Raw genomic sequence first — 11701 nt, 5'->3', positions numbered from 1 at the left:
TTGCACCTCGGCGCGGGAGGGTCTAAGCCGACCCTGACTGTCAGCGCCGGTTTAGGCGACGACGGGGTGGATTTGCACCTGAAAAGCGGTTTCGCAAGGTTACGGGCGTTTCGCGAGCAAGGAAGACTGGACTTGGCTGAACGACGCTACTTCGGAACCGACGGCATTCGTGGCCGCGCCAACGCCCATCCCATGACGCCCGAGGTGGCGCTGCGCGTCGGTTTGGCGGCGGGGCGGATGTTCATGTCGTCCGATGACCGCCGCCACCTCGTGGTGATCGGCAAGGACACGCGGCTGTCGGGCTATATGATCGAACCGGCGCTGGTCGCGGGCTTCTCCTCGGCCGGTATGGACGTGCGCACCTTCGGCCCGCTGCCGACGCCGGGCGTGGCCATGATGACCCGTTCGATGCGGGCCGACATCGGGGTGATGATCTCGGCCTCGCACAACGCCTATCTCGACAACGGCATCAAGCTGTTCGGCCCCGACGGCTACAAGCTGTCGGACGAGGTCGAGCTGAAGATCGAATCGATGATGGACGAGGATCTGGGCTCCGGTCTCGCCGACGCCGACCGCATCGGCCGCGTGAAGCGGATCGACGACAGCCAGGCCCGCTACGTCGAGATCGCGAAGGCTAGCTTCCCCAAGGGGCTGACGCTCAAGGGGCTGCGCATCGCCGTCGATTGCGCCAACGGCGCCGGCTACAAGGTCGCCCCGACCACCCTCTATGAGCTCGGCGCCGACGTGATCGCCGTGGGGGTGGAGCCGAACGGGCTGAACATCAACGAGAACTGCGGATCAACCCATCCGCAGACACTGGTCGACGCGGTCCGCCGCCACGGCGCCGACATCGGCATCGCGCTGGACGGCGACGCCGACCGCCTCATCATCTGCGACGAGAAGGGTCAGATCGTCGACGGCGACCAGATCATGGCCCTGGTCGCGATTGACTGGGCGCGGCGCGGTCTGCTGACCGGCGGCGGACTGGTCGCCACCGTCATGTCCAACCTCGGTCTTGAGCGGGCTCTGGTGGCCGAGGGGCTGACGCTCGAGCGCACCAAGGTCGGCGACCGTTACGTCATGGAGCGCATGCGCGAGGGCGGCTTCAACGTCGGCGGCGAACAGTCGGGCCACATCATCCTGCACGACCACGCCACCACCGGCGACGGTCTGATGTCGGCCCTTCAGGTGCTGGCCGTTCTGGTCGAGAGCGGCCGCCCGATGAGCGAACTGGCCCGTCAGTTCGACAAGGTCCCGCAACTGCTGGAGAACGTCCGCTTCACCGGCGGCAAGCCTCTGGAAGACGCGACGGTCAAGGCCGCCATCGCCGACGCCGAGGCCCGCCTCGCGGGGCAAGGGCGTTTGCTGGTCCGCCCCTCCGGCACCGAAAAGCTGATCCGCGTCATGGCCGAGGGCGACGACGAGGCGCTGGTCAAGGCGGTGGTCGCGGACGTCAGCGCGGCGGTGAAGGCGGCGGGCTAGCCCCGCACCGGCTCCACCGTCAGCACCGTCGCATCCGGCGCGCCCACATCGCCGCCGGGGCAGGGGCGGGGGTTGAACGACAGGTCGTTGCAGATGCGCACCTCGCGCAGCCGCACGCGCTCGGTGGTGGCGACGTAGACGCTGCCGCGCGGCAGGCCCGGGTTGGCGGCGGCGAAGGCGTCGCGCAGCTGTCCGGCTGTCATGCCCTCGCGCGGTTCGGGCCGGGCCAGCCGGTCGTACATCTTCGAGGACTGGGCGAAATAGGCCTCGGGGCTCTCCCAGCCGCAGGTGCCGTGCGCCGCCCACTCATGCTGCACAAGATCGACCGACGGCGTCCGGCACAGCTCCGCTCGAATGGTCGCGTCCGACACCCGGGTCGCGGCCCGGCAATAGCGCGGATATGGCCGCCCGTCCGAATTGGGCCACAGGCCGTGCAGGGTCCAGCCGAACTTGTTCGGCCCGGAACAGGCCAGATCCCCCTGACCGTCCCCGCCGTTGCGGCAGGTCTCGGGCATCCAGGTCACCGCCAGCATGTGGAACAGGATCGGCCGGTCCGCGACCACCTCGTCCGCGCCCACCGTCTCCATGTGCGGCGCGGGCAGCACCGACGGCAGGACGCAGGCCTCGGCCGTCAGCGGCGCGGTCGCGGCGGGGCTCAGGCCCGGCAGGTCGCAACCGGTCAGGGCCAGCAGGGCGGCCAGAACTGAAGTTTGGGCGATCAGGCGTTTCATGCGGCGGTTTCCGTCAGCGTCTTCACCACGTCCTCGATCCGCTTGCGGATGTCGGGCACGGCGATGGTTTCCCAGAAGGCGGCGCGGGCGGGCGGGCCCAGCACCAGCAGGCGCGCGTCCGGCGCGCCGTCGGCCGCCAGCACCCGACCTTGCGCGTCGAGGTCCAGCCCCAGCTTCAGCCCGTCCAGCCGCGCCCGCCCTGCCGCGAGAAGAGGCCCGGTCAGGGCGTCCTTCGCCGGATCATGCCCCGGTCCGGTGCAGTCGATCAGCCAGCGCGCGGTCAGCGGCGGCTGCGCCGGGCCGCTGCGGGGCCGGTAGCTCAGCGCCACGCCGTCGGAGTCCTGCGCGATTTCAGACACCCGTCCGGCGGTCACCGTCAGTCGACCCGCCGTCTCCAGCCGCGTCAGGGCGTCCGCGATGCTCTCGGCGATGCGGTGACGGTGCACGTCCCACCACGGCCGCAGGTGGCGCACCAGTCGGGCGCGGGTCGCCTCGTCCGCCTGTCGCCACAGATCGGTGGTGATCGGCCTCAGCCCCTCCATCACCCCGCGCCAGCCGGTCTCTCCCGCCATCCGCCGGGCCTCGTGCAGCCGCTGCGACGGCGCGGCGTGCAGCAGGATTTCCGTGGGCGCCGTCGCCGTGTCCGGACGCAGCCGGTGCGACCGGGGAATCAGCCCCCGCCGCGACAGGGTCCGGGCCGTCCCGCGCCACCCGCGCGCCTCCAGCCACAGGACCACATCCACCATGGTCAGGCCGGTTCCGACCACGATGACGTCGTCCGTCGGTTCGATCCGGTCCAGCGCGCCGGGCGCCCAAGGATCGCCGATGACCCGGCCCGCCTCATCGTCCGGTGCGGCGGTCTTCGGCGCCGGGTTGCCGGTGGCCAGCACGACGGCATCGCCCGCGACGATCCGCCCGTCCGTCAGCCTGACACCGCCGCCCTCCACCGCCGCGACCCCGCCGGTCACCCGCGTGATCAGGCCGGGATGCGCCGTCTCCACCGCCGCCAGCCGGTCCTGGACATAGCGTCCGTACAGCCGCCGCGGCGCGAACCCCTCCGGGTCAGCCCGCTCCGGCGCGTTCGCCGACAGCCAGGTCACGAAGTCGTCCGGGCGCCCCTCGACCGCTGTCATCCGGTTGGAGCGGACATTGAGCAGATGGCCCTCGAACGGCGTCGAATAGGCGACCCCCAGCCCGAAACTCCCGGTCCGGTCGATGACCGTCGCGGCGACCCCGGCCTCCGCCAGACGCGCGGCCAGCATGGCGCCGGAAAAGCCCCCGCCCACGATCACAACGTGCTGGATGATCCCGGTCACGACCGCTCCCGGCTCAGCCTCAGATTTCCTGATTGTACGCCCCGACCTCGTCGTATTTCGCAAGCCGCGGCTTCACTTCCTCGCGGAACAGGGCGCGCATGTCGTCTTCCGACCGCATGCTCTCGACCACCACCACCAGCTCCGGCTTGTTGGACGAGGCGCGGACCAGAACCCAGCTGCCGTCCTCCAGGTGCACCCGCACGCCGTTGACGGTGATGGCTTCCACGATCTTGCGCCCGAGGATTTCGCCGCCGGCGTCGGCCAGCGCCTTGTACTCGGCCACGATCCGCTCCAGCACCTCGTACTTCAGCTCGTCGTCGCAGTGGGGCGACATGGTCAGGCTGGTCCAGGCGTCCGGCAGGGCGGCCTTCAGCTCGCTGAGCTTTTTGCCCGGATTGCGGTCCAGCATCGCCAGCACGGCGCCCGCGGCGACGATGCCGTCGTCATAGCCGTGACCCAGCGGGGCGTTGAAGAAGAAGTGGCCCGACTTCTCGAAGCCCGCCAGCGCGCCCAGTTCGGCCGTCTTGCGCTTGATGTAGCTGTGCCCGGTCTTCCAGTAGACGGTGTTCGCGCCGTTGGCCTTCAGGACCTCATCGGTCTTGTACAGGCCGGTCGATTTCACATCGACCACGAAGGTCGCGTTGGGGTGCAAGGCCGACAGGTCGCGCCCCAGCATCAGGCCGATCTTGTCGGCGAAGATTTCCTCGCCCGTATTGTCCACCACGCCGCAGCGATCGCCGTCGCCGTCGAAGCCCAGCGCCAGATCGGCGCCCGTCGCCTTCACCCGCTCGGCCATCTGCACCAGCATGGCGTGGTCTTCGGGGTTCGGATTGTATTTCGGGAAGGTGTAGTCCAGCTCGACGTCCATCTCGATCACCTCGGCGCCCATCCGGCGCAGGGCCTCGGGGGCGAAGGCGCCCGCCGTGCCGTTGCCGGTGGCGCAGACCACCTTCAGCGGGCGGGTCAGCGTCACCTTCGACACGATGTCGGCGATGTATTTTTCGCGGAAGTCGTCGATCCGCTTCAGGGTCCCGCCGGCGCGCGACACGCCCTGGTTCTCCAGCACGATCTCCTTCAGGCGGCCGATCTCGTCGGGGCCGAAGGTCAGCGGCGGCTGGGCGCCCATCTTGACGCCGGTCCAGCCGTTTTCGTTGTGACTGGCGGTGACCATGGCCACGCAGGGGGCGTCCAGTTCGAACTGGGCGAAATAGGCCATCGGCGACAGGGCCAGGCCGATATCCAGAACCTCCATCCCGCCTTCCAGCAGGCCCAGGATCAGGGCCTGTTTCACCGACAGGGAGTAGGAGCGATAGTCATGGCCGACCACGATCTTCGGCCGCTGGCCGATCTCGTGGACATAGGTCGCCAGCCCCAGACCCAGGGCCTGGATGCCCAGCAGGTTGATTTCCTTCTCCAGCACCCAGCGCGCGTCGTACTCGCGGAAACCGGTCGCCTTCACCAGGGGAATGGTCTCGTAGTCGGCGGTGTTGGGGCGAAGATCGGCGCGGGGCTTCTGCATGGGTCGTCCTGGATGGCCGGACCGAAGCGGTCACGGCGAAGGTTGCGCCTTGATAACCCCGGGCGCTCGGGACCCGCAACAACGCGCGAACGCCGTGATGGGTGCGGGGAACTTCGAAGACCGTCGAAAGCTTGACCCTTCCGGACCCCCGGCCTACCCCCGACCCACACCATCCGGAGACCCGCATGCCCCGCCTGATCCTGCTGCGCCATGGCCAGAGCCAGTGGAACCTCGAGAACCGCTTCACCGGCTGGGTCGACGTCGATCTGACCGCCGAGGGCGAGGCGCAGGCGCGCAAGGGCGGCGAACTGATCGCCGGAGCCGACTTCCATCCCGCTGTCATGTTCACCTCGGTGCTCAAGCGGGCGAAGCGCACGGGCGCGCTGGCGCTGGATTCGGCAGGCCTGAAAGACGTGCCGGTGGTCGAGGACTGGCGCCTGAACGAGCGCCACTACGGCGGCCTGACCGGGCTGGACAAGGCCGAAACCGCCGCGAAGCACGGCGAGGACCAGGTGAAGATCTGGCGCCGCAGCTATGACATCCCGCCGCCGCCGCTGGCCGCGGGCGGCGAGTGGGACTTCACCGCCGATCCCCGCTACGTCGGCAAGGCCATCCCGGACACCGAAAGCCTGAAGACCACGCTCGACCGGGTCCTGCCCTACTGGAACGCCGACATCGCCCCGCGCCTGCTGGCCGGTGAGGACGTGCTGATCGCCGCCCATGGCAACTCCCTGCGCGCCATCGTCAAACACCTGTTCAACGTGCCCGACGACCAGATCGTCGGCGTCGAGATCCCGACCGGCAACCCGCTGGAGATCGACCTCGACGGCGCGCTGAACCCGACCGCCGCCCGCTATCTCGACGACAGCCGCGCCACCGCCCTGCCGCCGATCGCCGGAGCCTGATCCATGACCACCGCGCAGCAAGCCTCCGACGACATCCGCTTCATGGGCCGGGCCATCGCGCTGGCCAAGGCGCGGATGGGCCAGACCTGGCCGAACCCGGCGGTGGGCTGCGTGATCGTCAAGGACGGCGAGGTCGTGTCCGAAGCGGCCACCGCCCCCGGCGGCCGTCCCCATGCCGAGGAGCAGGCCGTGCCGGCCGCGGGAGACAGGGCGACGGGCGCGACCGCCTATGTGACGATGGAGCCCTGCGGCGCCCGGTCGTCGGGCCGCACCTCCTGCTCGCACTTCCTGATGGACGCGGGCGTGACGCGGGTCGTCGTCGCCGCCGTGGATCCCTCGCCCTTCGCCTCGGGCCGGGGTGTCGAGCGGCTCAAGAAGGCCGGGCTTGAGGTCGAGACCGGCCTGCTCGCCGGGGAAGCCGCCGTCCTCTACGAGGGCTATCTGCACCGGGTCGAGACGGGGCGCCCGATGGTGCGGATCGACGAGACGGGCGACGGCTTCGACGCCCGCTTCGCCGCCTCCTCGCGCGCTGATCTGGCGACCGAGCTGAAGCGGCTGGGCGAGGCGGGCTACACCCGCCTCTGGGTCGGCCCCGGCGAACTGGCCGACGCCCTTTCGGATCAAGGCCTTCTGACCGCCTAGCCGGACCCTCGGGGCGTCCGGAAACACACGTTTCCTTAAGCGGCGGTGTGCCATATCGGGCCAATGTCGGGGACGAACGCCCAAACGCCGGCCGCCAGAAAGCGGCTCACACAACAGGAGCTGGACGTCATCTGCGCCCGGCACGACCGCCTGTGGCAGGCCAAGCCCGGCGGCGCCCGCGCGGTTTTCGCCTGGATGGACCTCAGCGGCCTGTCGCTGGCGGGCCGCAATCTCGCTGACGCCGACTTCGCCGCCGCCTGCCTGATCGGCTGCGATCTGACCGGCAGCCGGCTCGACAACGCCACCTTCTTCGGCGCCGACATGCAGGACGCCGTCTTCCGCGACGCCAGCATGCGCCGGTCCGACCTGCGCGGCGCCTGCCTGCGCGGCGCCGATCTGACCGGGGCCGACCTGTTCGAGGCCGATCTGCGCGAGGGGACCATCGCCGCCGCGGATGCCCGCCTCGGCTTCCGCGTGGTCGAGGCCCGCGCCAGTCGCGACACCCTGGCCCAGGGCGCCTGTCTCGCCGGCGCCAATCTGGAGCGGTCCAAGCTGACCGGCGTGGTCGCCGTCGCCGCCGACTTTTCCGACGCCATCATGAAGGACTGCAAGCTGGTCCGCGCCAACCTGAAGCAGGCCAGCTTCAAGGGCGCCAATCTGGCGGGCGCCGACCTGTCCGGCGCCGACCTGACCGGGGCCGACCTGCGCGACGCCGTGCTGGTCGGGGTCAAGGCGACCATGTGGCGGACGGACGGGGCCGACATGTCCGGCGCCCTGACCGACCACAAGTCCGCCGGCGAGCCGGTCGGCAAGATGCCCGCCGCCGAAATGCTGTCCGAACACGCCCAGTGGTGCGAGACCGGCGGCGCCCAGGGGCAGCCCTCGGTCTTCGACGGCGTCGATCTGCGGGCGCTGAAATCCATACGCGGCTATAATCTGACCGCCCTGTCCGCCAAGGGCGCGGTCTTCTACGGCCTCGACATGGGCGGGGTGCAGCTTCAGGGCGCGCATCTGGAAGGCGCCGACCTGCGCTCGGTCAATCTGCGCGGGGCCGACCTGCGCGGCGCCCGCCTGGCCCGCGCCCGTCTGGACGGCGCGGACCTGCGCGAAGCCCAGCTGGGGCCGCTGATGATCGGCGTGGATCGCCTGATGCCCGCCGACCTGACCGGGGCCAGCCTCAAGGGCGCGGACCTGTCCGGGGCCGACCTGAAGCGCGCCAATCTCGTCGATGCGGAGCTGAACCGCGCCATCCTGCACGGCGCCTGCCTGAAACAGGCCGAGATGCGCGGCGCCGTGACCCTCGGCGCCAAGGGGCTGGAAGCCGCGCTCTAGTCACGAAAAAGGGGCGACGCCTTCGCATCGCCCCTCGCTTCTGTCTGGCCTGAGGCCTTACGGCTGTCTGAGGCCGGGTCTCGGCCAAACGCCAGAGATGAAGCGCTCGCTTACGCGGCCTTCGCCGTCTTGCCTTCGATCAGCTTCGAGCCTTGGCCGATCTCGATGCGGCGGGGCTTCAGGGCTTCCGGAAGCTCGCGGGCCAGATCGATCGACAGCAGGCCGTTCGACAGGTCGGCGGTCTTCACGACCACATAGTCGGCCAGCTGGAAGCGGCGCTCGAAGTCACGCTCGGCCAGGCCGCGGTGCAGGAAGTTCCGCTCGACGGGCACGCCGTCGCCCGGCAGGTCGTTGGCGGCCTTGCGACCGGTGACGGTCAGCAGGTTTTCCTTCACCTCGATGTTCAGCTCGTCGGGCTTGAAGCCGGCGACGGCCACTTCGATGCGATAGGTGTTCTCGCCCGTGGTCTCGATGTTGTAGGGCGGCCAGCCGTTTTCCTGGCTGGTGCGCGAGGCGGTTTCCAGCAGATTGGCCAGACGGTCGAAACCGACGGCCGAACGGTACAGCGGTGAGAAATCATAGGTACGCATGGGTCATCCTCCTGAGGATCAGCAAGGTTGTCCGGTCCCGCGGTTTGTGCCCGGACCGGCGATGGGAGTTCGGCTCGTGCGGCCCGTGATCGGCCCCGCGCGCTCCGGAGGCCCCGACATCGGCGGCCTCGACGGAGGAAATGGGAAGCCGCGTTTGATCGTCAAGACCGCGTGATCCTGTCGCGTCAGGCGCGATGCGGCTTGCCCCGTCCGCCCGGCCCCGTCAGGGTCCGCCACACTCATAATGTCGTAGGGAAAACGATGCGCCTGACCACCCTGGCCGTGACCGCCGCCCTTGTCCTGCCCACCCTGGCTGTGGCCCAGACCCTGCCGCCCCTGCCCAGTCTGGACGAAAGCCCGTCGCAGCGGACGGCCCGTCGCGCCGCCATGGCGCCGCCCGAGCTGCAGGAAGACGCCGCGCTGCAGGCCGCCGTCGCCGCCGCGACCCGGCCCGAGGCCGACCGCGCCCGTGACGCCGCCCGCCATCCGTTCGAGACCCTGACCTTCTGGGGCCTGCAGCCCAATCTGACGGTGGTGGAGATCGAGCCCGGCCGCGCCGGCTGGTGGCGCAACATCCTCGAGCCCTACGCCGCCGCCACCGGCGGTCGCTATGTCCCGGTCAATCGTCCGGTCGAGGGCATGGGCGTCGAGGACGGGTCCGCCGACCTGATCGTGGTCGCCCGCGCCCTGCACAACTGGCATCGCGCCGGACGCACGGCCCCCTATATGGCCGCCTTCTTCAAGGCGCTGAAGCCCGGCGGCGTTCTGGCGATCGAACAGCACCGCGGCGCCGAGGGGCTGAACGCCGACGACACCGCTCCGACCGGCTATGTGTCCGAAAGCTACGTCATCCACGCCGCCCAGGCCGCCGGCTTCGTGCTGGAGGCGCGCAGCGAGCTGAACGCCAATCCCCGGGACGACCACAACCATCCCTACGGCGTCTGGACCCTGCCCCCCACCCGCGTCAGCGCGCCGCGCGAGGGTGTCGCGACCGACCGCCCGACCCCGCTGACCGAGCAGGAGCGGGCGCAGTTCGACGCGATCGGCGAAAGCGACCGCATGACGCTGCGATTCCGCAAGCCGGAATAGGCGGGATGCGGGTTTTGACCCCCCTTTTGACCCCACGGGGGAACAAGGTTAAGCCCTCCGTTCCGGTGGCGGTCCGACCGTCCCGTGGGGGGCGTGCATGACTGATTTGACTGAGGGTTTGCGACCGTTCCTGTCACGCCGCGGCATCCTGTCCGGCGTCGCGGCCTCGGCCCTCGTCGGTCTGGCGGCTTGCGGCAAGAAGGAGCCGACGGCCGAACCGGAGGAGACGCCGAACGGTCCGCCCAAGGGTTCGCTGGAATGGGCCGTGGCCGGTCCCTGGCGCGCCCAGGACCGCTGGCGCGACGCCGCCCGGCATCCGATGGAGACCCTGCGCTTCTTCGGCCTTCAGCCGCGCATGACCGTCGTCGACTTCTGGCCCGGCAGCGGCTGGTACACCGAAATCCTGGCCCCCTATCTGGCGGAGGGCGCCGGCCACTACATCGCCGCGGGCTTCCAGACCGGCACCGGCGCCGATCCGGCCCAGGTCCAGCTCATGGCCGCCTTCCAGCAGCGCTTCGCCAATGACCGCAAGCTGTATGGCGAAATCGAACTGACCAGCTTCGGCCCCACCTCCGGCCCTGTCGCGCCGGTGGGAACCGCCGATCTGGTCCTGTTCATGCGCAACATCCATGCGTGGATGGCCGCCGGTCTGGCCGAGAAGGCCTTCGCCGACGCCTGGGCCGCCCTGCGTCCCGGCGGCGTCCTCGGCATTGAACAACACCGTCTCGGCCCGGATGAGGATCAGGATCCCGCCGCCGCGAACGGCTACGTCCAGGAAGCGTTTGTCCGGCAACTGGCGGCGGAGGCGGGCTTCGCCTTCGTGTCGTCGTCGGAAATCAACGCGAATGAAAGGGATACCAAGGATCATCCCTTCGGAGTGGATACCTTGCCGCCGCAGCGCCTGACCGCGCCGCGCGGAACCCCGCCGGACCCGGACTTTGATCGTACGAAGTACGAGGAGATCGGCGAAAGCGACCGCATGACCTTGAAGTTCAGGAAGCCTGAGTGAACCGAGCCGCCGTCTATGCCGCCAATGCGCCCCTGATGGGCGTTCCGGGCGCTTCCTCGCCCCCCGGCGGCGAGGGGGAGTGGTTCCGGGGCGCCGGCGGCCTGCGTCTGCGCGCCGCCTTCTGGACCCCCTCGGCGCTCGTCGCCCGCAAGCCGCGCGGCACGGTGGTGCTCAGCCCGGGCCGGACCGAGCCCATCGAGAAATATTTCGAGGTCATCGGCAATTTTCTCGCCCGCGGCTGGTGCGTGCTGGCCCATGACTGGCGCGGTCAGGGCCTGTCCGCCCGCCTGCTGCCGGATCGCCTGAAGGGCCACGCCCGCGCGGTCGAGGAATTCCTCGACGACTACGCCCGCCTTCTCGACGCGTTCGAGGCCCGCGCGCCCAAGCCGTGGATCATGGTCGGGCACTCGATGGGCGGCGCCCTCAACCTGATGACGCTGGAGAACGGCGAAGACCGGTTCTCCGGCGCGATCCTGTCCAGCCCTATGCTGCGCATCAAGACCGGCAAACGGTCGATGTGGTCGGTCAAGCTGGCCGTCCGCTGGAACCTGCGTCACGGCAAGGCCGGCGACTATGTCCTCGATGACGCGGACGACCCCTTCGACCACACCTTCCAGAAGGACGCCCTGACGTCCGACGAAAGCCGATACGAGCAGTGGCGCCAGCAGCTGTACGCCTGCCCGCACCTGGCCGTCGGCGGCCCGACCTGGGGCTGGCTGGCCTTCGGCCTCGACGCCGGTGAGCGTTCGCTCAAGCCCAAGGCGCTGAAGGCCGTCCGCGTCCCCGTCGCCATCGTCCAGTCGGACGAGGATGACCGCGTCTGGAAACAGACCAACAAATGGGCCGCCAAACGGCTCGGCCGCGGCCGCTATGTCGAGGTCCCCGGCGCCCTGCACGAGATCATCATGGAGACCGACGACAAGCGCGCGGTCTTCCTCGACGAGTTCGACTCCATGGCCGCCTACGTCTCCCCGGTCGAGGACCTCAGCCCGGCTCCGGTCGCGAGGCCCGAGCCGGTCGCGGAACCTGCCGCCGATCTCGGTTTCCCGCCGGGCAGCGAACCTTCGGCGGCCTGAGCCCCGCGAG

11 protein-coding genes are annotated in these 11701 nt (G+C 69.8%); 7 read left to right on the top strand and 4 right to left on the bottom strand.

The features are described 5' to 3' along the window. Positions 1-132 precede the first annotated feature (132 nt). Positions 133-1482 (top strand): phosphoglucosamine mutase, encoded by a 1350-nt coding sequence (gene glmM, locus ACW174_RS04175; protein ID WP_492016448.1) that lies wholly within the window; start codon positions 133-135, stop codon positions 1480-1482. On the opposite strand, the gene ACW174_RS04170 is transcribed toward glmM, so the two are convergent. From ACW174_RS04170 to ACW174_RS04160, 3 genes are read right to left on the bottom strand one after another with little or no spacing between them, the layout of a single operon-like run. Further along, the gene (locus tag ACW174_RS04170) at positions 1479-2213 is read right to left on the bottom strand and encodes a ribonuclease T2 family protein (protein WP_492016447.1); all 735 of its coding nucleotides are present in this window, start codon (positions 2211-2213) and stop codon (positions 1479-1481) included. The two genes, glmM and ACW174_RS04170, sit on opposite strands and share 4 nt — an antisense overlap. Then, the gene (locus ACW174_RS04165) at positions 2210-3529 is read right to left on the bottom strand and encodes an FAD/NAD(P)-binding protein (protein WP_492016446.1); all 1320 of its coding nucleotides are present in this window, start codon (positions 3527-3529) and stop codon (positions 2210-2212) included. The genes ACW174_RS04170 and ACW174_RS04165 overlap by 4 nt, the downstream gene beginning before the upstream one ends. A 19-nt stretch (positions 3530-3548) precedes the next feature. Further along, positions 3549-5048: a phosphomannomutase/phosphoglucomutase gene (locus tag ACW174_RS04160; RefSeq protein ID WP_492016445.1), complete on the bottom strand. Its 1500-nt coding sequence runs from the start codon at positions 5046-5048 to the stop codon at positions 3549-3551. A 185-nt stretch (positions 5049-5233) separates the two neighbouring features. On the opposite strand from ACW174_RS04160, the gene gpmA reads away from it, so the two are divergent. From gpmA to ACW174_RS04145, 3 genes are all read left to right on the top strand, one after another. Next, positions 5234-5953, top strand: coding sequence for a 2,3-diphosphoglycerate-dependent phosphoglycerate mutase (gene gpmA, locus ACW174_RS04155; protein WP_492016443.1), 720 nt, complete (start codon positions 5234-5236; stop codon positions 5951-5953). A 3-nt stretch (positions 5954-5956) separates the two neighbouring features. Next, positions 5957-6595 (top strand): bifunctional diaminohydroxyphosphoribosylaminopyrimidine deaminase/5-amino-6-(5-phosphoribosylamino)uracil reductase RibD, encoded by a 639-nt coding sequence (gene ribD, locus ACW174_RS04150; protein WP_492016442.1) that lies wholly within the window; start codon positions 5957-5959, stop codon positions 6593-6595. 63 nt (positions 6596-6658) lie between these two features. Further along, complete coding sequence (locus tag ACW174_RS04145; RefSeq protein ID WP_492016441.1) at positions 6659-7927, top strand: pentapeptide repeat-containing protein; 1269 nt, start codon at positions 6659-6661, stop codon at positions 7925-7927. A gap of 110 nt (positions 7928-8037) precedes the next feature. Here ACW174_RS04145 and ACW174_RS04140 read toward each other — a convergent pair whose 3' ends face one another. Beyond that, entirely contained in the window at positions 8038-8517 is a 480-nt protein-coding gene (locus ACW174_RS04140) for an Hsp20 family protein (RefSeq protein WP_492016440.1), read from the bottom strand. Between the two features lie 261 nt (positions 8518-8778). Between ACW174_RS04140 and ACW174_RS04135 the strand changes: the two genes are divergently transcribed. From ACW174_RS04135 to ACW174_RS04125, 3 genes are all read left to right on the top strand, one after another. After that, the gene (locus tag ACW174_RS04135; RefSeq protein WP_492016439.1) at positions 8779-9606 is read left to right on the top strand and encodes a class I SAM-dependent methyltransferase; all 828 of its coding nucleotides are present in this window, start codon (positions 8779-8781) and stop codon (positions 9604-9606) included. 97 nt (positions 9607-9703) lie between these two features. Continuing rightward, positions 9704-10615, top strand: a complete 912-nt coding sequence (locus tag ACW174_RS04130; protein ID WP_492016438.1) for a class I SAM-dependent methyltransferase — start codon at positions 9704-9706, stop codon at positions 10613-10615. Beyond that, the gene (locus ACW174_RS04125) at positions 10612-11691 is read left to right on the top strand and encodes an alpha/beta fold hydrolase (protein WP_492016437.1); all 1080 of its coding nucleotides are present in this window, start codon (positions 10612-10614) and stop codon (positions 11689-11691) included. Before ACW174_RS04130 ends, ACW174_RS04125 begins: the two co-directional genes overlap by 4 nt. The last annotated feature ends 10 nt before the right edge of the window (positions 11692-11701 follow it).

It is taken from the genome of Brevundimonas sp. AVps31 (assembly GCF_058681355.1).
The sequence above is the reverse complement of the archived record's forward strand: the minus strand, read 5'-3'. Positions and strand labels throughout refer to the sequence as shown.